We start from the raw sequence: 23,152 nt of genomic DNA on the forward strand, positions 1-23,152 counted from the left end.
ACCTGCGGCCGATCCGCGGATGAGGGGCCCCTCCTAGCGTGTGTGTATGACCGTTCTTGTGGGGATCGCCCGCACCAGCACCCCCGAGGCCGCGGGTTCCGAGCCCGCGGCCCGCCCGGCGGCGCGCGCCCGCCATGACGCGCACCCGGCCGACCGTACCTACTCCTCGTTCGCCTCCTATATGCAGGCCCGCGGGCCGGTGCTGCTGCGTACGGCACGCTCGCTGACGGCCAATCCGTGCGATGCGGAGGACCTGTTGCAGACGGCGCTCACCAAGACATATGTGGCCTGGGACCGTATCCAGGACCATCGGGCGCTGGACGGCTATGTGCGGCGGGCCCTGCTCAACACCCGTACCTCGCAGTGGCGCAAGCGCCGGGTGGACGAGTTCGCCTGCGACGAGCTGCCGGAGCCGGAGCAGCAGCCGGGCCCGGATCTCGCCGAGACCCAGGCGCTCCGCGACGCGATGTGGCAGGCCGTGCTCAGGCTGCCGCCGAGGCAGCGCGCCATGGTCGTGCTGCGGTACTACGAGGATCTGAGCGAGGCGCAGACCGCGGAGGTACTGGGGGTCTCGGTCGGCACGGTGAAGAGCGCGGTGTCGCGTGCGCTGAGCAAGCTCCGGGACGATCCGGCGCTGGTGGGCACGGCGGCGGGGGACACCGGGGAGGCAGCGCAGGCGCTGGCCGCCTGAGCCGGGCGGGGCGGCCACCGCGGTGGACCGTGAACGCGGCCGCTTCCCGCCCGTGCCAGCCGCTCACCGATTTTCCGGTGGACGAAGTTCATAAGGCATCGCGGTAACGCGGGACGCTTGCCAGGTCCGGGGCCGCATAATACTGTCTGGTCAGCCTCAACTACCCAGTAGCATCGGGAGGTTGAGGAGTGCGCGGCTGTAGGCGCACGGGGACTCCCACGTACTGCGTTCCGATAATTCATGACAGTCCCCGATTCCGTCCTGACCACACGGAGAAACCGCATGGCTTTGGTGAATCCCGTCCACGGGGAACTGGGTTCGGGCAGCCTGCTGTCCTGGTCCCGCCGGTACACCGAGCAAGATATCGCCGCCTTCGACGCGCTTTCCGGGCGGGTACTTCCCGTGGACGGTGCGGAGTTTCTGCCGGATCTTCTCGTCGTCGCTCCGCTGACCAAACTCGGCGGGGATCTCGATTATCTGGCCCGCAAAATGGTCTGGACTCATGCGCGTGCGGTGCGTGTGGACGAGGAACTCACCGCGGAGTTGGAGATCCTCGGGCTGGAGGAGGCCGAGGGCTTCCACAAGATCAATTTTGCCGCCCGGGTCCGTTCCGACAAGGGCGATGTGGTGCTGGACGGGACGAGCAAGGGCATGATCCTGCGCGTCCCCGGGGCCGCCGGCGAGGCGGCCGGGGAGACCGCCGGGGCTGGGGAGCCGGGCGCCCCCGCCGGTCACCAACCGCGTGCGGCAGCCGATCCCGCGGTCCTGGACGAGGTCGCGGACGGCGCCGTACTGCGGAACCAAGTCACCGTCGGGGAGGGGGACATCGACCTCTGCGCGATGCTCACCGGGGACCGCGGCGCGCACCACGCGGTCGGGCTCGAAGGCCGGCGGATGGCGCAGGGCCTGCTCACCGCCACCACCGTGCCGCTGATCCGCGGGGACGGGCACTTCCACTGCCGGTCCATGTCGATGGTCTTCCTGGCACCCGTCTTCGCGGGCGACACCGCCGCGTCCGAGGTGCGTGTCGCCGCGGGCCCGGAGCCGGAGACCTTCACGCTCAACACCAGCGTGCGCGGCACCGACGGCACCGAACTGCTGGTGAGCGAGAGCACGGGCGCATTCGGCACCTCGCTCTAGACCGTTGGCTCCAATTGTTCGCTCCAACTGTTCTCTCAGAACGGTTCGTGCCGAATGGCTCGGGCCGGGTGATGCGGTGCGGGGTGTGCGTCGATTTCTGTCGGCAAGTCGCTTCGGGTAAATCGCTCTGAGCCGTTCGGACACCTTGCGGGAGTCTTCGTGGTGGACAGTTCGGATCTTCTGGGTATGGAACCGGCTCGACCAGATGGTTTCGGGGCGGGTTTCCGCGGAGGCCGGGAAGAAGGCGGAACCGCTGGTGCGTATGGCCCGGGAGTGGATGTGGATGAACGACCCGCATTCCACACCGCACTGCACAGCCCGATGAACCACGGATTCACTCCGCGCGCCATCGGCGGTATGGAGAAACGAGATCGCGCGGATCGTGGACATGCCGCCGGCCCGTAGGCTGCCGCGCCGCGGAGGACGCGGGCTTCTCCGCCACCGGCATGACCGACCTGACCGCCCACTACCACCGCACCATCGAGACCGGATCAGCAATGTCACCGCCCGCGCCGGCGCAGGCCCCGGGTGGTGACGTACGTAGTGACAGACCGCGCGGGATGCGCCGAGAATCGGCCGCAGGCAGCGACGGCGCCCGGCCGCGCGACCCAGTCGGGTAACTCAAAGGGGAGGCCCCCGGTGTACAGCACCATGCAGGATGTTCCGCTCACCGTCTCGCGGATCCTGGAGCACGGCCGGAAGATCCATGCGACCTCGCAGGTCACCACGTGGACCGGCGAGGGCGGGGGCCGGCGCCGGTCCTACGCGGAGTTGGGCGACCGCGCCGCCCAGCTTGCCCACGCGCTCCGCGACGAACTCGGCGTAACCCCCGGAAGTGTTGTGGGGACGCTGATGTGGAACAACGCCGAACATGTGGAGGCGTACTTCGCCGTGCCCTCCATGGGCGCCGTGCTGCACACGCTCAACCTCCGCCTCCCCGCAGACCAGTTGGCGTGGATCGTCAACCACGCCGCGGACCGCGTCATCCTGGTCGACGGCTCCCTGCTGCCGCTGCTCGCCCCCCTGCTGCCCCGGCTCCCCGGCGTGCGCCATGTGGTGGTCTCCGGCCCCGGCGACCCCTCCGTACTCACCGCGGGAGACGGCGACGGGGACGGCCCGAGCGTGCGGGTGCACGACTACGAGGAGCTGCTCGCCGGGCGGCCCACCGTCTACGACTGGCCGGAACTGGACGAGCGGCAGGCCGCCGCCCTCTGCTACACCTCCGGCACCACCGGCGACCCCAAGGGCGTCGTCTACTCGCACCGCTCGATCTATCTGCACTCGATGCAGGTCAACATGACCCAGTCGATGGGCCTCACCGACGAGGACACCGGCCTGCTGGTGGTGCCGCAGTTCCATGTGAACGCCTGGGGCCTGCCGCACGCCGCCCTGATGGCCGGCGTCAACATGCTGATGCCGGACCGCTTCCTCCAGCCCGCCCCGCTCGCCGAGATGATCGAGACGGTACGCCCCACCTACGCCGCCGCCGTCCCCACCATCTGGCAGGGACTCCTCGCCGAGCTGACCGCACGCCCCCGCGACGTGTCCTCCCTGCGCCAGGTGACCATCGGCGGCGCCGCCTGCCCGCCCTCCCTGATGGAGGCCTTCGACGAGCTGGGGATGCGGGTCTGCCACGCCTGGGGCATGACGGAGACCTCCCCGCTGGGCACCGTCGCCCGCACCCCCGCGCACGCCGTGGGCACCGACGAGGAGTTCGGCTACCGGCTCACCCAGGGCCGTTTCCCGGCCGGTGTCGAGGCCCGGCTGGCCGGCCCCGACGGCGAGATCCTCCCCTGGGACGGCACCGCGGCCGGCGAACTCGAAGTACGCGGCCCGTGGATCGCCGGCGCCTACTACGGCGGCGCCGAGGGCCAACCGCTGCGTCCCGCCGACAAGTTCAGCGAGGACGGCTGGCTGCGCACCGGCGACGTCGGCACCATCACCCCCGACGGCTACCTCACCCTCACCGACCGCGCCAAGGACGTCATCAAGTCCGGCGGCGAGTGGATCTCGTCGGTCGCGTTGGAGAACGCCATCATGTCCCACCCGCAGGTCGCGGAGGCGGCCGTGGTCGCCGTACCGGACGAGAAGTGGGGGGAGCGGCCGCTGGCGACGGTGGTGCTCCGCGAGGGCGCCACCGCGGACCTGGCCGAGCTGCGCTCCTACCTCGCCGAGAGGATCGCCCGCTGGCAGCTCCCGGAACGCTGGTCCCTGATCCCCGCCGTGCCCAAGACCAGCGTCGGCAAGTTCGACAAGAAGGTCATCCGCCGCCAGTACGCGGACGGCGAGCTGGACATCAGCAACCTCTGAGGAGCGCCTGACCGCTGAGACGCTTCTGACCGCACCGCGCTTCTGCCCGCACCGCGCCGCTGACCGCACTGTGCCGGGGCCGCCGATCGGCCCCGGCCCGCGGTCAGTTGGTGCCGATCCGCGCCAGCAGGTCCACGATCCGGGTCTGCACCTCGTCGCTGGTGGAGCGCTCGGCGAGGAACAGCACCGACTCACCGGACGTGAGCCCCGGCAGCTCCGCCGGATCCACGGCCGCCGTGTACACCACCAGCGGAGTGCGGTTGAGCAGCCCGTTGCCGCGGAGCCAGTCCACGATCCCGGCGCGGCCCCGGTGCATCCGCATCAGGTCCATCACCACCAGGTTGGGCCGGAACCGGTCGGCCAGCGCCACCGCCTCGGCGTCCCCGCCCGCCTGCGCCACCTGCATCCCGCGCCGCTCCAGCGCCACGGTCAGCGCCTGCGCGATCTCCGGGTGCGCGTCGATGACCAGCACCCGCGGCGGATGCTGCTCACTGTCCCGCGGCGCCAGCGCCTTCAGCAGTATGGCGGGATCAGCCCCGTACGCGGCCTCCCGCCCCGCCTGCCCGAGCCCCGCGGTCACCAGCACCGGCACCTCGGCGGCCACCGCGGCCTGCCGCAGCGACTGGAGCGCGGTCCGGGTGATGGGCCCGGTGAGCGGGTCCACGAAGAGGGCGGCGGGATAGGCCGCGATCTGCGCGTCGATCTCCTCCCGGGAGTTCACGATCACCGGACGGTAGCCGCGGTCGCTCAACGCCTGCCGGGTGGGCACATCGGGCGCGGGCCACACCAGCAGCCGCCGCGGATTGTCCAGCGGCTCGGGCGGCAACTCGTCGTCCATGGGCTGCGGCAGCGGCTGATCCGCCACCTCCACCGCACCCCCCGGACCGTCCAGCGGCTCGGGCCCCTCGTCGGCGTTCTCGTCGGGCGCCCCGATGGCGTACGAACGCCCGGCCTCCTCGACGGTGGGCGCTACGGCGCGGGCCTGCGGCTGCGGCAGTGGCCGGGCCGCGGACTCCGCCGGGGCGGCCACGGCCGCGGTCCGGTTCCCCAACTTCCGCCGGCGCCCCGCCGCTCCGGCACCACCGGTGGGCGTCGGCGACTGCGTGGTCGGCGGGGTGACACCGGTGCCGGTTCCGGTGGGTGGCGTCGCGGCCGGTAGCGGGCCGGGCTGCTGCCTGCCGATCTGCCGACCGAACGGCACACCCTGCCCCAGCGTGCGGACACTGAACGCCCGCCCCTGCGTCGAGTCCGGATCCACCGCGTCCTCGGCGGGCAGCGGCTGCGCCTCCGGTACCGGTACCCGAGGATCCCCGGCGGCGGCCATCGGCTGCTCCCCCGGTACCGCCTGAGCGGCGGCGGGCTGCCCGGCACCACCCTGCGCCGGAGCACCGGCGACCCGCGGATCGACCGGCCCACCGGCAGCGGCCTCTTGCGCGGACTCCGGTACGGGCGTACCGGGGGCCGGGGTGCTGACTGCGGGCGCGGAGCCGTCGGCCGGGGTGCCGGGAAGGGCGGAGTGGTGGGGCTGGACGGGCGGTTGGGGGTGGTCCTGGGCCTGGTCGTGGGTCGCCGCCTCGGGCTGCCCGGACCGCAGGGGACGCCGCGCCACCCCGGGCTGCCCCGGCGTCGGCAGGCCGTGCGCACCCGGCTGCCCGTCCTGCACCGGAGCACCCACCCCACCGTGCTGACCGGGAACGGCGGGCGCCCCGGTTGGAACGCCGGGCGCACCGGGTGCCACCTGGAGCGGGTGCGGCGCCTGCCCCAGCGGCGCGGGAGTCGCGGGAGTGTCGGTGGCCGCGGGCCGAGCCCGACGGCGTCCGGTCGGAGTGGGACCGGGGGCGGGAGCAGGAGGGGGCACCGGACCGGGAGCCGGAGCGGGCACCGGAGCGACGCCGCCCAGCGACGCCGGCCCCTCGGCCGGGACACCGCCCTGCGCCGCCAGGTGACCCGACTGCCCCGAATCCCCCAACTCCCCATCCGCGCCGACGCCTTGGGCCGCCACCCCGTCCTGGCTCGCCGAGAGCGGATGCGGCTGCGGCGGTGTGTGCCCCCGCGCCGGATCGTCCTGGAGCGGAGCGTGCTGCCCGAGGGACTCGTCACCAGCGGGTGCGGGAACCGCGGCCTCCGGAGCACCCGCGACCGCCCCGGCCCCACCCGGCGGCAGCGCGAAGACCGTACGGGGCGCCGCCTCGGCCGCGGCGCGCTCGCCGGCCACCGCCAGGGCACGCCGCGCCCGCTGCCCGGTGGACGGGCCCGCGTCCGCCGGAGCACCGCCGTCCGCCCCGGTCCCGGGCTCCGCACCGGTGTCCGTGGCGGCCGCGGGCAGGGCGGCCTGCTCTTCCTTGGCACGGCGGGCCCGCCGCCCGGTGGGGGCCGGCGCACCCTGCGACGGCACGGTCTCACCGAGTGCGGTCACCGTCGCCACGCCGCCCTCCGCCGGGCTCGGCCGCCCACGGCGCCGCCCCGTACCGCCGCTCGCCGCCGGGGCGGCCGGGGTGCCGTTCGAGGCCGCGCCCTCCTCCTCGGCGCGACGGCCGCGGCGCCGCCCGGTGGGCCTGCGCGCCGGCTGCGCCGATCCGTCGTCCTCCCCGACCCGAGCCCCCGGCACCTGCACCACCCCGGCTTCCGAAGCACCCACCGCCTCCGCGGCAGACACCCCCTCCGAGACCTGAGCCTCCTCCGAGACCTGAGCCTCCTCCGAGACCTGAGCCCCCTCCGAGGCCGGACCGGCCTCCGCGGAATCCGTGCTCTCCCCCGACTCCTCGATCTCCCCCGACTCCGGCTCGTCCGTCGCCAGGAAGGAGTCCACCGAGGAGCGGCGTGCCCGGCGGCGTCCGGCGCGCGTGGAGGTGTCGGACGCCTCCCCGGCGGGCCGTACGCCCTGGGGGTCCGCCACCGAGAGCGCCTCCGGGGCCCGCGCCTCCTGGTCCGGTGTCCGGCCCGGCGCCGGGTCCGCCAGCGCGACCGCCGCGGACTGCCCGTTGCCGAGGCCGATCGGCACCTCCAGGACGTACGCCGTCCCGTTGGCGCCCGGCACCCGGTGGGTCTGGAGGACGCCGCCGTGGGCGCGCACGATGCCGCGGACGATCGGCTCATGCACCGGATTCCCGCCGGAGTACGGGCCGCGCACCTCGATCCGCACCACATCGCCGCGCTGCGCCGCCGCCACCACGATGGTCGAGTCCAGGTAACCGCCCGTGGTGACAGGCGCGTTGCCGGTCGAGTCGACGCCCGCCACATCGGCCACCAGATGGGCGAGGGCCGTCGCCAGCCGCTCCGGGTCCACCTCGGTCCGCAGCGGCGGCGCGTGCACCGCGAACTGGGCGCGGCCGGGCCCGATCAGCTCCACCGCGCCGTCCACACCCGCCTGCACCACCGCGTCCAGCGGTACCGGCCGCTTGGCGAGGCTGTCGGTGCCGGCGTCCAGACGCTGGTAGCCGAGGACGTTCTCGACCAGGGTGGTGATCCGGGCATACCCGGCGGCCAGATGGTGCAGCATCTGGTTCGCCTCGGGCCACAACTGCCCCGCGTCGTCCGCCGCCAACGCCGCCAGTTCCTGCCGCAGTTGGTCCAGCGGCCCGCGCAGCGAGTCCCCGAGCACGGCCAGCAACTGCTCATGGCGGGCGTCCAGCGACTCATAGCGGTCGTTGGCCCGCTCCACCAGCGCCGCCGTACGGTCCTGGTCGGCGGTGGTCCGCTCGGTGTGCTCGGCCAGCAGCTTGGCCAGCTCCGCCTCGTGCTCCTCGCGCAGCCGGTCCACCAGCGCGGTGTGCTCCGCGCGCAGTCCGGCGACCTCCTCGGCGTGCCGGGCGGCCTCCCGCTCCTTCTGCGCGGCCAGCTTGTCGTAGGGGCGGCGGTCGGTGAACGTCAGTACGGCGCCGACCAGTTGGTCCCCGTCGCGCACCGGGGCGGTCGTCAGGTCCACCGCGACCTTCTCGCCCTTCTTGGACCACAGCACCTGCCCCCGCACCCGGTGCTTCCGCCCCGACCGGAGGGTGTCCGCGAGCGGCGACTCCGCGTACGGGAAGGGCTCGCCGTCGGCCCGGGAGTGCAGCACCAGGGAGTGGAGTTCGAGGCCGCCGAGATCGCTGGCGCGGTGGCCGAGGATCTGCGCGGCGGCCGGGTTCACCAGCACGATCCGGCCCTCGGTGTCGGTGCCGACGACGCCCTCCGCGGCGGCCCGCAGGATCATCTCGGTCTGCCGCTGCGAACGCGCCAGCTCCGCCTCGGTGTCGACGGTGCCGGACAGATCCCGCACCACCAGCATCAGCAACTCGTCACCGGTGTAGCCCTGGACGTCGTAGGCCTGCTGCCCGTTCTCCAGATTGGCGCTGGTGACCTCGACGGGGAACTCGCTGCCGTCGGTACGGCGGGCCGTCATCCGGGTCGGCTTGGTGCGGCCCCGCCCGTCCGTGGACTCGGGGCGGCCCATCGACCCCGGGATCAGCCGCGAGTCGAACTCGGGCAGCAGATCCAGCAGCCCCCGCCCCACCAGCGCGGTACCCGGCGCCTCGAACGCCTCCAGCGCGATGGTGTTGGCGTTGACCACGGTGCCGTTGGTGTTGACCAGGACCAGCGCGTCCGGGAGCGCGTCGAGTATCGCTGCGAGGCGAGCAGCGCCTCGGGATGGCCTGCTGCTCACGACGACGCTTCCTCCCTGTTACCTCACCTTGCCGACCGCGCGAGCCATCTTGCCTCCGGACCCGCCACATGTCACGGGAAGGAGTCTACGGGCACCGCTCGCGCTCGCGTCGGCGGATGAGACGGACATCGAACGGACATCCTGCGAGCACCGGACACAGAACCCGCGCAGATCCTGTGAGCCCCCAACCGTCCCCCCATCCCCACCCGTTGCCCGACAAACCGCCTGATTACGGTACGACGCGAACACCTGGAAACGGGGGGACGGTATCGGGGCGGGCGGCGTCCTCAGCCGCGGCCGACCGCCGGCAGCACCGGCACCAGCGCGTCCCAGCGCCGCACCTCGCAGCCGTCCGTCCGACGGAACTCCGTGTCCACCCGCCGCCCGCCCCAGGTACCGGTGACATGCGCGGTCGCCGGGCCGCCGTACACCATCGTGCACATCGTCCCCGCCGACACCGGCGCGAACGGATCGGCCCCCCGCACCTGGTACTCGCCGAGCTGCCGGCAGGCCTCCGCCGGATTCGGGTGGCTGCCCGCGGCGGGCCGGCAGGACAACTCATAGGTGCCGTCGACGTCCCCGCCCGCCCCCGTCACGGACACGGTGAGCCGGTCTCTGGGCGCCAGCAGCGAGGACAGGTCGGGCAGCCCGGCGGGACCGGGCTCCGCCTGGGCCGACGCGGGCAGAACGGAGAGCGCGGCCAGGGACACGGCGGCGGTGACGGCGAAACGGCGCAACATGACGAACTTCTCCCCAAGGTCGACGGCGCACGCGGCGCGTGCGATGGATCCACCGCGTCTAACGCCGAAACCGCCCCGACGTTGCGCACCCCGCCCAACCTGCCGTCCAGCCCCAAAGCGCTTTGCCCCTCGGCCCCACCGCCTAGTACCGTGAGAGGCGATTGGTGACACCCCGCTCATCTGTGTCATCATCTCCACGCACCACCGCGCTCGCGCGGGTGCATCAGGAGGCGTCGCCTAGTCCGGTCTATGGCGCCGCACTGCTAATGCGGTTTCGGGGTAACCCCCTGATCGAGGGTTCAAATCCCTCCGCCTCCGCCCCACCACCGAAGCCCCGGCCCCACCGCCGGGGCTTCGCCCTTTCCACCCCCGCCACAGGCGATCAGCGCAGTTCAGGCCGGGTGCGACAAACGGATTTCGCCTCACGGCACAGGTCATGTAATGTTGTTCCCGCAACGCCGACCGGGCCAAAAACCCGCAAGGAAGCGCACCAGCACCACACAACAGAACACAAGCACTCGTAGCTTAACGGATAGAGCATCTGACTACGGATCAGAAGGTTGCAGGTTCGAATCCTGCCGAGTGCACAGCAGTCCGGAGGCCCGTGGAGCAATCCACGGGCCTCCGGCTTTTGCCTTGACGGCAGTGTCCGACGCAGGACGCGCAGCCAGGTACGGCGGGAGTGCTCGCCCGCCTGCTGCCGGCTGTAGGTCTCGACCGAGTACGGCATGTGCAGGCGCTCGGACAGGGCTGTGAACAGCGGCGGTACAGCTTGTCGACCTGTTCCGCGACGCCGTCTGCGCCCAGGGCCTGCGCAAAGGCGCGCTGGTAGCGGTGACCGGTCCCCTTGTCGGTGACGGTGGCGGGCGCCAGTTGGACTACTCGGCAATCAAGGGGGCCACCGTGACCGCGGCGCTGGCTCGGATGATGTGGGGGCGGCTTCACTGGCCGAGGCGGTCCGGAAGGTTGCCGCGTAATCGAATGTGCTCGGGCCGGCTCTCAGGTCGGTGAGGTGGCGGCCGTGTTGTCGGCGTTGTGTGGTCTGGGCCGGTACGCGGGTGTCGGGTCGGGCGGGAGCCAACTCGGCCTAGGAGGAGGGGTGTTGGGTGTCCCTCCGGTGGGGTTGCGGAAGGTGGGTGGGCTGGGGTTCGTAACGCTGTGGGGGGCGGCTGCCAAGTAGGGGTGTAGGCAGTGGCGAGGGGATGGGGAGCTTGACGTGAAAGTACCTGTATGGGAGGGGCGCGGTGGGGCTGCGGTGGACTGGGATCCGCAGGGCTTCGAGGAGTTCTACCGGCGTCATGTGGATGGGGTGACGCGGTTTGTGGCGCGTCGGGTCAGTGATCCGCATACGGTCGCGGACCTCACCGCCGATGTGTTCCTCGCTGTGATCGACTCGCGCCGGTCGTACCGTGCGCAGCGCGGCAGCGAGACCGCCTGGTTGTTCGGCATCGCCCGCAACGTGGTTTTCGGTGAACACCGGCGCGCCGCCCGGGAGTCGAGGCTCACCAGCCGGGTCGCCGGGCGCCGTCTGCTGGAGGCCGATGACATCGCGCGGCTTGAGGAGAAGCTGACGGCGGAGAGTGCCGGCCGACGGGCGCTGGGCGCGCTGGGGGATCTGCCCCAGGGGGAGCGGGCCGTCCTGGAGCTGATCGTCGTCGACCAGCTCACCGTCGGCGAGGCGGCGGCCGCGCTCGGCATCAGCCAGGTCACGGCGCGCGTCCGCCTGCACCGCGCCCGCAAGACGCTCGGCCCCGCGGCCCGTACGTCCGCCGCCGGTTCGGAGACGACGGCCCGTACGGAGCCGACGGCCGGTTCGGAGAAGGCCGCTGGGCTGGGGGAACTCGTATTTCCAGGGAGGAAAGCATGAAGACCGCATTCGAGGACCGGTTGCTGGCGGAGCTCAAGCAGGAGGTGGTGCGGGTCGCCGAGGATCGGCAGCCCGTGGCGCGGGGGCGCCGGCTGTTCACGCCGGTGCGGGTCGGCGTGGGGCTGGTGACCGCCGCGGCCGCGGTCGGTGCCGTGGTCGCGCTGCCGGGGCCCGGCGATGCTCCCGCCTATGCGGTGGAGAAGACCGACGACGGCATCGTGATCTCCCTCGACGAGTGGGACCCTCAGAACGAGGCCGAGTTCCGGGAGTTCGTCGACAAGCTGCGCGAGGTCGGGGCCGCGGTCGTCTACAACCCGCCGGAGAACTACCAGTGCCAGCCGAGCCCCGAGGGGGACGGGGACGACCGGCCTCCGCAGGGCGCGGGCGCGGACTTCGTCGGGGGAGCCACCCCGATCGCACCGGACGGCGGTGACCGTGCGAAGGGCGGCGGTGAGAAGGGCGCACCGGCGATCGGGTCCGGCAAGAGCGGGAAGGCGGCGGAGCTGGGGGAGCCGTTCCCGATCGAGAAGTTCACCGTGCACATCAAGCGCGGGGACACGGTGATCCTCTCGGACCTGGACGAGCTGGGGTACATCGCCTTCGTCCAGGGCCCCTGCGCGCCGGTACCGGACGGCGCCGCCGCCGAGTAGCCGCTACGACGCTCCTGCCGCGGTAGGTGCGCCTGCCGCGGTAGGTGCGCCTGCCTCGGTAGGTGTGCCTGCCTCGGTAGGTGTGCCTGCCTCGGTAGGTACGGAGGACCCGGGAGAGCGTCCCGGGTCCTTCTGCGGTTCCCGTGGGGCACCGACTGCGGTTCCGTGGGGCACCGATGAGTTTCCCGGTCGTCGGGGGTCTGTAGCGCGGAACGGTTGTCGCGTTTGGGAGGTCTGTGATGGGCGGGGTGCTGACCTATATGACCATGTCGCTGGACGGGTTCGTGGCGGACCCGGTGGTCGTCCAGGGGCGGCGTGCTCCGCATCTGCGGTATCCGGTCCGGCGCTGAGGGCCGCCGGGAGGGCGGGTACGGTGCCGGGATGGTCAAGGGGACGGGTGACGGGGTGGCGGGCGGTGGCTTGCGGGGGCCGGTGACCGCGGACGATCTCGACCTGGCGGTACAGCTTGCGGTGGCGGTGTTGCGGGAGGCGCCCGCGGATGCCTGGGACGGTCGGGCCGGGGCGCTGGAGTGGGACTGCTGGGAGACTGTCGAGCACCTCAGCGACGATCTTTTCGCGTACGCCGTCCAACTCGGGCCCCGACAACCGCCGTTGGAGGGTGATGTGCCCTTCCGGTGGGAGCGCCGGCGGCCCGGGGGACCGGCGAACGCGGTGCACGCGGACCGGGCCGCCGGGCCCGCCGGTCTGCTCCAGGTGCTGGAGGCGAGCGGCGCGCTGCTGGTCGCCATGGTGCGCACCACTCCGCCGGAGGTCCGCGCCCACCATGTCTTCGGCAATTCGGACGCGGAGGGCTTCGCCGCGATGGGGGTCGTGGAGACGCTGGTGCACACCCACGATCTGGCGCAGGGTCTCGGGCTGGGGTGGAGTCCGCCCGCCGGGTTGTGCGCGCGGGTGCTGGCCCGGCTGTTCCCGGAGGCGCCGTCGTCCACCGAGCCCTGGCCCACCCTCCTCTGGGCCACCGGGCGCGCGGAACTCCCCGGGCGCCCCCGCCTCACCGCCTGGCGCTGGGACGGCACACCCCGGACGTGACGCTGCCTGGTGGGTCCGGCCCTCCCCGCGGCAACCGCGGCAACCGCGTCAGCCGCCGGCCGTGACGTTTCGGGGCACTGCGGCCGGGGGCGTTGTCAGTGGCGGGGGTTAGGTTCGGGGAGTGGTCGCGGTGGGTCGGGAGGTTCGGTGATGGGACGGGAATGGGGCAGGTCGGGGGCTGATCTCTGTATGCGGCGACATGCGGGGACGGGGGTGGAGTGCTGCCTTCCGGATACTCACTATCCGCGGCCGCACCACGCGCTGGACGGCACCCTCTGGCACGACGGGCTCTGCCCGGTCTGCGGAGGCGACGGCACGGCGGAGGGCGGGCTGTGCCCGGAGTGCCAGGGCGGCGGTTTCGTCCTGGTGGAGCTGGACGACGAGCCGGGGGAGGCGGGGCCGTGAAGTGCGGTGCTGTGGAAGGGAGTTCGAGGGGGCGGGCGGTGAGGCCGGGGGCGTTGTCATAGGTGGGAGGTAGCGTCCGGGGATGGCGTGGTGGTGTACGGGGGTGCGGTGGCGTGAGGGGCGGCCTGAGCTGGGCTGGTACGGGGATGGGGAGGGCTCGGGGGCGGGCGAGCGGGGCAGTGCGCTGGTGTTCGGTGCGGCGGTGGCCTTCCGGGTGGAGGGCGGGCGGTGCTGTCTGGGGCTGTGGCGGGGTGGGCGGCGGGTGCCGTGTCCGACGGGGGAGCCGGTGCCGCCGGGGGCGACGCGGGACCAGTGCGCCGCCTGTGCCGCCGCCGACCGGGCGCACTCGGTCGCCGCCGACACCTACGCCGACGACCCCCGGCCGTACCGCGTCTACCTCGCCTGGTTCGGACCCGGACTGGTCAAGGTGGGGATCACCCGGGTGGGGCGGGGGAGTGCGCGGCTGCTGGAGCAGGGGGCGGTGGCGTTCACCTGGCTCGGCTCGGGGCCGCTGATGGCGGCCCGCCGTACCGAGGAACTGCTGCGGGCGGCCCTCGGCGTACCGGACCGCATCCCGTACGCGGCGAAGCGCGCCGTACGGGCCGGGTTGCCGCCGGAGGGGGAGCGGGCGGCGGAGTTGCTGGCGCTGCACCGCAGGGCGGCGGGCTTGGACGGGTGGCCGGAGTCGCTGCGTCCGGAGGAGCCGGTGGTCGTCGACCATGCCGGTACCTTCGGGCTGGCCGGACTGCCGCCGGCGGACGCCCAGTTGGTGTCCCTGGCGGACGGTGCCGCGCTGGCGGGCACACTGCTCGCGGCGGCCGGGCCCGACCTGCATCTGCGGGTACCGGACGGGGGTGCGGGGTCTTCGGCGCGCGGCGGTGCGGGTGCGTCGGCGCGGGCGGTGGGCGGCGGCCGGGTCCTGGTCGTGGACACCCGGCTGCTCAGCGGCTGGCGACTGGCCCGGGCCCCGGATACGGCACCGCCGACCGTCCCGGTACGGGAGCTTCCGGCCGTCCAGGACGGTCTGTTCTGAATCTTTCTGAACCCGCCCCGAACCTGTTCCGAACGGACCGGGCGGCCTGGGCCAGGTACGGAAAGCCCCTCCCCTCTCCCCAGCCTCCGGCCGGAGTGCGCGCTCCCGGGCACCGGTTCCCCGGCAGGCCCGGTGAGCCGGAGCACGAGCGGGTGCTGCCGCATCTTGCGCCGAGTTCGGCCCGTTGGGCGGCGGACGCGGGCCTGCTCGTCGTCACGTTGGCGCGCCGGCACGTCGATGGGACGGAGTTGCTCTACTCCGAGTTCGCGGACTACGACCTAGGTCAGGCCGTCGCGCATCTGACTGTTCAGGCCCAGGCCATGGGCCTTGCCGTGCACCAGTTCCGGGCCTTCGACCTGGAAGGGCTCACCAAGGAGTTGGACCCGAGCCCGGGTTGGGCGATCGTCTCCATAGCCGCGGTGGGCAAGGCGGCCGGCAGCCCTCCAGCGGACCGCGACCGGCACAGCGTCGCGCACCTCCGCGCCGCTCCCTGGTCACCGCCCGAGTAAACCGCCCGAGTAACAGGGGAGCCCCCTGGCAAGAGCCCCCCCTGCCCCCACAGCTTTCTCAGGGAATTCACAGAAAGCCGCAAGGGGCCTCTCAGAGGGGCCGCGGAGGGTGGGCGCATGACGATGACCACTTCTCCGGGGCGCCACGAGCTGCTGAGGTCGGACGGGAGTCCGGTCCGGGTGCTGGTCGTGGATGACGAGGCGTCCATCAGCGAGTTGCTCTCCATGGCCCTGCGCTACGAGGGCTGGCAGATCCGCAGTACCGGGGACGGGGCGGGTGCGGTGCGGACGGCGCGGGAGTTCCGGCCGGACGCGGTGGTGCTGGACATGATGCTGCCCGATATGGACGGGCTGTCCGTGCTGGGCCGGCTCCGCCGTGAACTGCCCGATGTACCGGTGCTGTTCCTCACCGCGAAGGACGCCCTGGAGGACCGGATCGCCGGGCTGACCGCGGGCGGCGACGACTGTGTGACGAAGCCGTTCAGCCTGGAGGAGGTGGTGGCGCGGCTGCGCGGGCTGATCCGCCGGGCCGGTGCCGCGGACCCCCGTTCCGAGTCCACCCTGGTCGTCGGCGATCTGACGCTGGACGAGGACAGCCATGAGGTGACCCGCGGCGGCCGGTCCATCCATCTGACCGCCACCGAGTTCGAGTTGCTGCGGTTCCTGATGCGCAATCCGCGCCGGGTCCTCAGCAAGGCGCAGATCCTGGACCGGGTCTGGTCGTACGACTTCGGTGGCCGGGCGAATGTGGTGGAGCTGTATATCTCGTATCTGCGGCGGAAGATCGACGCGGGGCGGGAGCCGATGATCCACACCCGGCGGGGGGCCGGCTATCTGATCAAGCCTGCGCCGGCACCGCCGCCTTCCACGACCTGACCAAGCCCAAGGCATAGCCCCGCCAGGACCGGCCCCCCAACTCCCCCGTCACCGCGGCCGTTTCAGCTCCAGGTCGGCCAGGACCGGACGGTGGTCGGAGGCGAGGGTGGCGGGGACGGAGACCGCGCGGACCCGGACCGAGTCCCGGGAGGTGGTGACGAAGTCGATCCGCTTCTCCGGGACTTCGGCCGGGAAGGTGGCCCCGTTCGGCCCGTCCGGTCCGGCGTCCCTCAACTCCCGCCACAGCGGCGCGAGTTCCGGGGCGTCCGGCTCCGCGTTGAAGTCACCGAGGAGGAGCTGACTCGGGCAGCGGCCGCGCCCGTCGCAGTCCTCGGCGAGGATGCGGCGGGTGTCGGCGACCTGGGCCTGGCGTACCGAGGGGTCGCCGCGGAAGTCCAGATGCGTCACATACACATGCACCGGCAGGCCGCGGACCCGCAGCACCGCCTCGGCGAAGCCGGGCGCGGGCGCCGGCACCGGGTTGGGGTCCTGGGTGGAGAGGCGAGTGATCTGGTGGTTCTCTGCGGACACGATGCGGTATCTGGAGAGCACCGCCACCCCGTACTCGCGGGGCGGCGCGCCCTCGGCCGGCGGGGCCAGGCGGTATATGGGCGCGAAGTGGACGTACATGCCCAGGCGTTGGCCCAGCTCGGCGGCGAGGTCCCGCCATTCGCTGCGCTGGCCCCAGTGCACATCGACCTCCTGGAGGCCGATCACATCGGCGTCCGTCGCCCGCAGCGCCTCGGTCTGCCGGTCGAGGTCGAAGACGTTGTCGGAGCCCGCCCCGGCATGGATGTTGTACGAGACGACCCGCAGCGGGACGGCGCCCGGTGCGGGTGTGTCCGCGGCGAAGGCGGCGGGCGGGGCGGCGAGCGCGGTCACCGCCCCCAGCACTGCGGTGGCTGCGGCGAGTCTGGCGGAGCGGTGGCGCGGTGGCATGGCGAACCCCCGGTTTCGGTGCCGGGCGTCGCCCGGACGGGAATCGGACACGGTGTCGGACAGCGTCGGGAACAGTACCGTCCGCGCGGCCCGGCAGGGGGTGTTCCGGCGCGGGGGATCCGCGGTCGGATGCCGTCCGGGAGGTGCCGTAGGGGCATGACCGCGGCATACCATCGGGGATGTCCGGGACGCCGGACCGGATGATTCCGGTCTGCATCGGACCGGGGGACCCGGGCGATGGAGAAGGGGTGCGCGATGGTGAGGGCAGCCGACCGGTCGAAGCAGCCGCGGGCCAGCGTCTGGCTGGAGGGCGGCCGCGCCCGCGGCTCCGGCACCCGCGGTTCCGGCCGCCGGGAGGGTCAGGACGGCGGGCTGGACCGGGAGCGCATCACCGGTGCCACCGTCCGCCTGCTCGACGCGGAGGGCCTGGCCCGCTTCTCCATGCGCCGCCTCGCCGCCGCACTCGACGTCACCGCGATGTCCCTCTACTGGTACGTGGACACCAAGGACGATCTGCTGGAGCTGGCCCTGGACGCCGCCTTCGGCGAACTCGACCTGCCCGCCGCGGAGTTGGGTGGCGGCGAGAACGGTGTGGCGCCGGGGGCCGGGGACTGGCGGGCGCAGTTGCGGGAGTTGGCCACCGACTACCGGGCGATGCTGGTGCGGCACCCCTGGATCTCGCCGCTGGCCGGCCGCTTCCTCAACATCGGCCCGCACTCCCTGGCCTTCTCCCTCGCCGTGCAGCGCCTGATGCGCCGCAGCGGCGTACCCCCGCAGGGCCTGACGGGCGCCATCTCCGCGGTCTTCCAGTTCGTCTACGGATTCGGCACCATCGAGGGCCACTTCCGCCAGCGCTGCGCCGAGGCCGGGATGACGCAGGACGAGTATGTCGACGACGCGATGCGGGCGGCCGTCTCGGAACCGCGGATGGCCGGACCGATCGGCGAGTCGGCCGACCTGCTGGCGGCCCGCGGCGGGGCCACCGTGGAGGAGATGCGCGAACGCGACTTCCGCTTCGCCCTCGACCTGCTCATCGCCGGCATCGAGAACACCGTGCGATCCGGGACGACTTGAAGCCCGGATGACGTGAACTCCCTTATGGCGTCCGCTCGTCGGCTCGTCGGCTCGTCAGCTCGGAGGGGGAGGCGCAGTGGTATGCCGGTGGAGCACCTGAACGTGTTCGGTTCGGTGTCGTGGCGCGTCGCCGTCCCGGTGCTGGCGGTGATCCGTTTGCTGCTGCCGCGCGCGTTCGGCATCCGGCCCGAGCGCCCCGCCGCCGTTCTGGGCGTGTTCCTGCTGGCGTGGGTGGGGCCTTGGCCTGCGCGCTCGGGCGGCTCGCCGAGAACGGCCGTGCGGCCGCTGGGAGTCGGGCTCCTTCGTCACCTCCGCGGTCGTCGTGGTGACAGCACTGGTCGGGTACGCCGTGGTCGCCGTCGTCCGCGGCTGCCGGGTCAATACCGCGCTACGCCCGCAGGTCGCCGGTGAACTGCCCGCCGTACGCGCCCTGTTCGAGCGGACCGTCCAGTCCCTGTCGCCCGCGGACCGCACTCATGTCGACAGCAGCCTCGGCTATGCGGGCGTCCGTCCTGCTCGGCGACGGGCACGGCGCCCGGGCCATGCTGCCGATGCGCGAGGCGGCCAGGACCCGCCACGAACGGCAACCGGTGAGCGGCGGGCAGCAGGCGTCCTGAGCCTGCCCGGCCTGCCGAACTGCCCTCAGACCGCGGGGAGTTCGGTGCCCTGCACGGCCTGGATGTCCAGCTCGACGCGGAGTGTGGTGCCGATGGCCGCGATGCCGGCGGCGACCACCTGGTTGTAGTTCATGGCGAAGTCCTCGCGGTGCAGCACCGTGGTCGCCCGGAACGCGGCACGCACCCCGCCCCACGGATCGGACCCGGTACCCAGATAGCTGAGGTCCAGATCGACCGGCCGCACCACACCGTGCAGGCTCAACTCACCGTGCACCGTCCACCGGTCGCTGCCCACCGGAGTGATCCCGGAGGACCGGTACGAGAGGGTCGGGAAGCGCTCCACGTCCAGGAAGTCGGGCGACTTGAGGTGCCCGTCGCGCATCGCGTTGCCGGTGTCGATGGACGCGGCGCTGATCACCGCCTCCACACGCGACTTGGCGACCTCCTCACCGTCCTGGACGATCTCGATGCGGCCCGTGAAGTCGGTGAACCGGCCGCGGACGCTGGAGATGCCCAGATGCTGGGCGATGGCGGCGACCGAGGAGTGCGCCGGGTCGATGGTCCAGGGGCCGGGCGGCGGGAGTTCCGTGCCGCCCTGCCGGGCCAGCACCACCGGGCCGACCTCGGCGCGGCCGCCCGCGGTCACGATCGCGGTGGAGGCGGCCGGTGCGTAGCCGACCGCGGTGACGATCACCGTGTACGGCCCCGGCTCCAGTCGCGTGGTGTCCCGCACCGCGCCCTCCGCGTCCGCCTCGGCCCGCAGGACCTGCGCGCCGGTCATGTCGGTCACCGTGACCACGGCGTGCGGTACGGCCCAGTTGTCGCGCGTACGGATGCGTGCGCTGAGCGCCATCTCGTCTGTCTCCTCGTGGCATACGTGGTGCGGATCTCCCCGTGGGGCGGGGCGGCCCGGCCCCGGCCGGTCCGGGGGCGCGTCTCCGCTCGGAACGCGCCGCCGGACCGGGTCCTGTCAGAGCCGAGGCCCCTCTACTCGGCCGGGTGGGCCAGCTCGATGTCGTGCCCGTCGACCCCGGTCCCGGCGACCCTCAGCCCGGTCGCCACCGGCGGGTATCCCGTGGCGATGACGGTGTACTCGCCGCCGTCCAGATCGGTGAAGGCGTACGCGCCGTCCGTGCCGGTGGTCGAGGTGGCCACCACATTGCCCGCGGAGTCGACCAGGGTGACCCGGGCGTCGTGCAGCGGCCCGCCCGCGGCCCGCACCGTGCCCTGCACCTGGGCGCCCGAGGTGAGCGCGACCTCGACCCGGGTGACCCCGGTGCCGGCCACGTCGACGGGCAGGGCGGTGGGGCGGTGGCCCGCGGCGTTGACCGCCACGGTCACCGGTCCCGGCACCAGCTCGGCGAAGCGGAAGGTGCCGTCCGGACCGCTCTGCCCGGTGGCGAGGACATCGCCGCGGACATCGGTCACGATCACCATGGCGCCGGCCACCGGGGCCCCGCCGTCCGCGGCCGTCACCACTCCGGTGAGGCCGCTGGTGCCGCTGAGCAGGATGTCGTAGGCGACGGGCCCGTCACCGACGACGACGGTGGAGGCCTGCGGCTGGAAGCCGTCCGCGGAGGCGATCAGCACATAGCTGCCCGCGCCCGGGGCGTCGATCCGGTAGCCGCCGTCGCCCTGGGCGACGGCCCGGCCCAACTGCCGCCCGGCCAGCGAGATCAGCGTCACCGCGGCCCTCGGCACCGGCGCGCTCTCCGCACCCCGTACGAAGCCGTGCACCGGGACGCCGGCACCGGCGCCGCCGGCCGCGCCCTGGCCCGAGGGGGCCGCCACCGAGGCGAGGGCGGCGAGCCGCGTGGTGCCGTCCTCGGCCGGCGCGGACCCGGCCCAACTGGGCACCCGGTCCATGGCCTCCTCGACCGCAGGGAACTGCCCGGCGGCCTCGGCCTGCTCCAGCGCCTCGGCCCTGGCGAGCTCCTCCGGGTCGGCGGGGGAGTCGCCCGCCTCCTCCTCGGCGCTCTGCGCCAGCGCGCCCTTGGTGCGCAGCGGCACCTCCTTGATGAAGAGGGTGACGAAGAAGGAGAGCGCGGCCATCGCGCCGCCGATCAGGAAGATGTCGGCGATGCCGTGCCCGAAGGCGCTCTCCATGACGGTCCGCAGCGGCGGCGGCAGCTTGTCCATGTCGGGGATGGCGCCGTCACCGGAACCGCCGCTCCGGGCGAGCTCGGCGCCCTTGGGACCGAGTGCGGCCAGACCGTCCTTGACGTAGTCGGAGACCCGGGTGGACATGACCGCGCCGAGCGCGGAGACGCCGACCGCACCGCCGAGGGAGCGGAAGAACGTCACCGTGGAACTGGCCGCGCCGAGGTCGGAGGGCGCCACCTGGTTCTGCGTGCAGAGCACCAGGTTCTGCATCATCATGCCGACGCCGAGACCCATCAGCGCCATGAAGACGGCGACCCGCCAGTACGGGGTGTCGTAGCGGATGGTGCCGAGCAGGCCCAGGCCACCGGTCACCAGCACGGCGCCGGAGACCAGCCACATCTTCCACTTGCCGGTGCGGGTGATGATCTGGCCGGACACCGTCGAGGAGACGAACAGGCCGCCGATCATCGGGATGGTCATCACGCCGGACATCGTCGGCGACTTGTCCCGGGCCAACTGGAAGTACTGGCTGAAGTACACGGTGCCGGCGAACATCGCGATACCGACGAACAGCGACGCCAGCGACGCCAGCGTGATGGTGCGGTTGCGGAACAGCCGCAGCGGGATGATCGGCTCCGCGGCCTTCGACTCCACCAGCAGGAAGAGCAGCGTCAGCGCGACCGACCCGCCGACCATGGCCCAGGTCTGCCAGGACACCCAGTCGTACTTGTCGCCGGCGAAGGTGACCCAGACCAGCAGCAGACAGACGGCGGCGGTGATGAAGAAGGCGCCGCCCCAGTCGACCTTGACCGCCCGCTTGGTGACAGGGAGCTTCAGCGTCTTCTGCAGCACGAACAGCGCGATGATCGCGAACGGCACCCCGACGTAGAAGCACCAGCGCCAGCCGAGCCAGCTCGTGTCGGTGATGACACCGCCGAGCAGCGGGCCGCCGACGGTCGCCACGGCGAAGGTGGCGCCGATGTAGCCGCTGTAGCGCCCGCGTTCGCGCGGCGCGATCATCGCGGCCATCACGATCTGCGCGAGCGCCGAGAGCCCGCCCGCGCCGATGCCCTGTACGGCACGGCACGCGATGAGCGTTCCGGGGTTCTGCGCGACACCGGCCACCACGGAACCGGCGACAAAGATGACCAGGGCTATCTGGACCAGGAGCTTCTTGGAGAAGAGGTCGGCGAGCTTGCCCCAGAGCGGCGTGGTGGCCGTCATGGCGAGCAGCGAGGCGGTGACGACCCAGGTGTAGGCGCTCTGTCCACCGCCCAGATCTCCGATGATCTTCGGAAGGGCGTTGGAGACGATCGTCGACGAGAGGATCGCGACGAACATGCCGAGCAGCAGCCCGGACAGCGCCTCCATGATCTGCCGGTGGCTCATCGGCGCGTTCTCGGACGCACCTCCGTGCTTGGCATGGCTGCCCCGCACACCGGGCGGTGAGGTCGATGCCATGGATTTCCTTTTCTTACGCGGGAGTTCGGGTGGTTTGTTCGGTGGGGTGCGGGAGGCGGGCCGAGGGGGCCCGGCGGTCTCCGAAGCTGTCGCGCAGGCGCGAGAGCAGGGCGTTGAGCTGGTCGACGTCGGCGTCGGACCAGTCCTCCAGGTATCCGGCGAGCGCCTGTACATAGCGCTCGGAGAGTTCGGCGAGCTGCTCGGTGCCCTCGGCGGTGAGCCGGAGGATGCGGGAGCGGCGGTCGTCCGGGTCGGGGGTCCGGTCGATCCAGCCGCGCTCGGCGACATGTGCGACATGACGGCTGGTCACCGACATGTCCACGGCCAGCAGTTCGGCGAGCCGGCCGATGCGCATGGGGCCGTGCCGCTCCAGGAGGACCAGGACGGCGACCGATCCCGCCGGGCACTCCGGCGGCAGGATGCGGGCGAGCCCTCGCTTGACGGCGCCCATCGCGCTGAGCTGCTGAGACAGCTCCTCGTACTGACGCCGCGCGGCCATCGGGCCTCCCCACTTGTTTGTTGCTCTAGGCAACCGTAGAAGCGCTTGGTTGCCGCAGGCAAATTAAATGCCCGCCGCATCTCTCCAAAACTTGGCAAAGGCAAGTATTTACCCAGGTAAACCGGCAGGTCAGTAAGGTGCCGACAGAGAAACGACCGGATTCAGCCGGGATGCCGACGGGCACGCACACCCCCCTTGGGCGGCAGGCCCGGCTCCGCTAGGGTCCTGGCCCATGGCACACAACCCCCAGCCTCAGGGCCCCGCGGGCAACCAAGACCCCGCGGGCAGCACCCAGATGTTCCGCGCCTTCGTCGACGAGGGCGAACCCCAGAGCCGCACCCAGGCCGCCCCCGCCTCCTCCGGCGGGCCGCGGACCGGGGTGATCGTCGGGATCGTGGTGGCCGTGGTCGTCTTCGCCGCGGTCGCCTGGCTCGCGCTCTCCTGACCCGCGTACCACCGACCCCGCACACGTCGCACACTCCGCATACGTCGCACGGCAAACGGACGGCGCGGCCGCGGTGGCATCGCCAGGGATGCCACGGCGGC

Annotated in this window: 19 protein-coding genes, 2 tRNA genes and 1 pseudogene; 16 read left to right on the forward strand and 6 right to left on the reverse strand. The window is 72.6% G+C overall.

Annotation, left to right across the window (positions count from 1 at the left end; all coding sequences use genetic code 11):
* Nucleotides 1–46 precede the first annotated feature (46 nt).
* From ACFVST_RS08680 to ACFVST_RS08690, 3 genes are all read left to right on the forward strand, one after another.
* Complete coding sequence (locus ACFVST_RS08680) at nt 47–691, forward strand: SigE family RNA polymerase sigma factor (protein ID WP_390148225.1); 645 nt, start codon at nt 47–49, stop codon at nt 689–691.
* 282 nt (nt 692–973) lie between these two features.
* Complete coding sequence (locus tag ACFVST_RS08685; RefSeq protein WP_390148226.1) at nt 974–1,831, forward strand: hypothetical protein; 858 nt, start codon at nt 974–976, stop codon at nt 1,829–1,831.
* A 639-nt stretch (nt 1,832–2,470) separates the two neighbouring features.
* Nucleotides 2,471–4,141, forward strand: coding sequence for a long-chain fatty acid--CoA ligase (locus ACFVST_RS08690; RefSeq protein WP_390148228.1), 1,671 nt, complete (start codon nt 2,471–2,473; stop codon nt 4,139–4,141).
* 103 nt (nt 4,142–4,244) lie between these two features.
* On the opposite strand, the gene ACFVST_RS08695 is transcribed toward ACFVST_RS08690, so the two are convergent.
* Nucleotides 4,245–8,783 carry a PAS domain-containing protein gene (locus ACFVST_RS08695; protein WP_390148230.1) on the reverse strand — a complete coding sequence of 1,513 codons (4,539 nt, stop codon included), beginning with the start codon at nt 8,781–8,783 and terminating at the stop codon, nt 4,245–4,247.
* Between the two features lie 287 nt (nt 8,784–9,070).
* Nucleotides 9,071–9,523: an SSI family serine proteinase inhibitor gene (locus tag ACFVST_RS08700; protein ID WP_390148232.1), complete on the reverse strand. Its 453-nt coding sequence runs from the start codon at nt 9,521–9,523 to the stop codon at nt 9,071–9,073.
* A 226-nt stretch (nt 9,524–9,749) separates the two neighbouring features.
* Here ACFVST_RS08700 and ACFVST_RS08705 point away from each other — a divergent pair.
* The 9 genes and pseudogenes from ACFVST_RS08705 (at nt 9,750) to ACFVST_RS08745 (ending at nt 15,913) form a co-directional block, all read left to right on the forward strand.
* A tRNA-Ser gene (locus ACFVST_RS08705) sits at nt 9,750–9,841 on the forward strand.
* A 196-nt stretch (nt 9,842–10,037) separates the two neighbouring features.
* Nucleotides 10,038–10,110 (forward strand) — tRNA-Arg (locus ACFVST_RS08710).
* 629 nt (nt 10,111–10,739) lie between these two features.
* Entirely contained in the window at nt 10,740–11,390 is a 651-nt protein-coding gene (locus ACFVST_RS08715) for an RNA polymerase sigma factor (RefSeq protein ID WP_390148234.1), read from the forward strand.
* Nucleotides 11,387–12,040, forward strand: a complete 654-nt coding sequence (locus ACFVST_RS08720) for a hypothetical protein (protein WP_390148236.1) — start codon at nt 11,387–11,389, stop codon at nt 12,038–12,040. Before ACFVST_RS08715 ends, ACFVST_RS08720 begins: the two co-directional genes overlap by 4 nt.
* Before the next feature lie 381 nt (nt 12,041–12,421).
* The gene (locus ACFVST_RS08725; protein WP_390148238.1) at nt 12,422–13,090 is read left to right on the forward strand and encodes a hypothetical protein; all 669 of its coding nucleotides are present in this window, start codon (nt 12,422–12,424) and stop codon (nt 13,088–13,090) included.
* 189 nt (nt 13,091–13,279) lie between these two features.
* Nucleotides 13,280–13,495, forward strand: coding sequence for a hypothetical protein (locus ACFVST_RS08730; RefSeq protein WP_390148240.1), 216 nt, complete (start codon nt 13,280–13,282; stop codon nt 13,493–13,495).
* Between the two features lie 82 nt (nt 13,496–13,577).
* The gene (locus ACFVST_RS08735) at nt 13,578–14,528 is read left to right on the forward strand and encodes a DUF2797 domain-containing protein (RefSeq protein WP_390148241.1); all 951 of its coding nucleotides are present in this window, start codon (nt 13,578–13,580) and stop codon (nt 14,526–14,528) included.
* Nucleotides 14,529–14,641: 113 nt separating this feature from the next.
* Nucleotides 14,642–15,037, forward strand: a pseudogene (locus ACFVST_RS08740) (nitroreductase); the annotation flags it as partial.
* A 117-nt stretch (nt 15,038–15,154) separates the two neighbouring features.
* Nucleotides 15,155–15,913, forward strand: coding sequence for a response regulator transcription factor (locus ACFVST_RS08745; protein WP_390148243.1), 759 nt, complete (start codon nt 15,155–15,157; stop codon nt 15,911–15,913).
* A 48-nt stretch (nt 15,914–15,961) separates the two neighbouring features.
* On the opposite strand, the gene ACFVST_RS08750 is transcribed toward ACFVST_RS08745, so the two are convergent.
* Complete coding sequence (locus ACFVST_RS08750; protein WP_390148245.1) at nt 15,962–16,852, reverse strand: endonuclease/exonuclease/phosphatase family protein; 891 nt, start codon at nt 16,850–16,852, stop codon at nt 15,962–15,964.
* Nucleotides 16,853–17,107: 255 nt separating this feature from the next.
* Here ACFVST_RS08750 and ACFVST_RS08755 point away from each other — a divergent pair, with 255 nt between their 5' ends.
* From ACFVST_RS08755 to ACFVST_RS08765, 3 genes are all read left to right on the forward strand, one after another.
* Nucleotides 17,108–17,926, forward strand: coding sequence for a TetR/AcrR family transcriptional regulator (locus tag ACFVST_RS08755; protein WP_390148247.1), 819 nt, complete (start codon nt 17,108–17,110; stop codon nt 17,924–17,926).
* A gap of 81 nt (nt 17,927–18,007) precedes the next feature.
* Complete coding sequence (locus ACFVST_RS08760) at nt 18,008–18,337, forward strand: hypothetical protein (RefSeq protein WP_390148249.1); 330 nt, start codon at nt 18,008–18,010, stop codon at nt 18,335–18,337.
* 65 nt (nt 18,338–18,402) lie between these two features.
* The gene (locus ACFVST_RS08765; protein WP_390148251.1) at nt 18,403–18,543 is read left to right on the forward strand and encodes a hypothetical protein; all 141 of its coding nucleotides are present in this window, start codon (nt 18,403–18,405) and stop codon (nt 18,541–18,543) included.
* A 25-nt stretch (nt 18,544–18,568) separates the two neighbouring features.
* Here the strand turns inward: ACFVST_RS08765 and ACFVST_RS08770 are convergent, their stop codons facing one another.
* From ACFVST_RS08770 to ACFVST_RS08780, 3 genes are all read right to left on the reverse strand, one after another.
* Nucleotides 18,569–19,396 (reverse strand): YceI family protein, encoded by an 828-nt coding sequence (locus ACFVST_RS08770; protein ID WP_390148253.1) that lies wholly within the window; start codon nt 19,394–19,396, stop codon nt 18,569–18,571.
* 134 nt (nt 19,397–19,530) lie between these two features.
* Nucleotides 19,531–22,107 (reverse strand): MFS transporter, encoded by a 2,577-nt coding sequence (locus ACFVST_RS08775; protein WP_390148254.1) that lies wholly within the window; start codon nt 22,105–22,107, stop codon nt 19,531–19,533.
* Nucleotides 22,108–22,120: 13 nt separating this feature from the next.
* Nucleotides 22,121–22,606 carry a MarR family winged helix-turn-helix transcriptional regulator gene (locus ACFVST_RS08780; protein WP_390148256.1) on the reverse strand — a complete coding sequence of 162 codons (486 nt, stop codon included), beginning with the start codon at nt 22,604–22,606 and terminating at the stop codon, nt 22,121–22,123.
* 232 nt (nt 22,607–22,838) lie between these two features.
* Here ACFVST_RS08780 and ACFVST_RS08785 point away from each other — a divergent pair, with 232 nt between their 5' ends.
* Nucleotides 22,839–23,051 (forward strand): hypothetical protein, encoded by a 213-nt coding sequence (locus ACFVST_RS08785; protein ID WP_390148257.1) that lies wholly within the window; start codon nt 22,839–22,841, stop codon nt 23,049–23,051.
* Nucleotides 23,052–23,152: the final 101 nt, after the last annotated feature.

The organism is Streptomyces sp. NPDC058045 (assembly GCF_042885635.1).
Classification (GTDB): domain Bacteria; phylum Actinomycetota; class Actinomycetes; order Streptomycetales; family Streptomycetaceae; genus Streptomyces.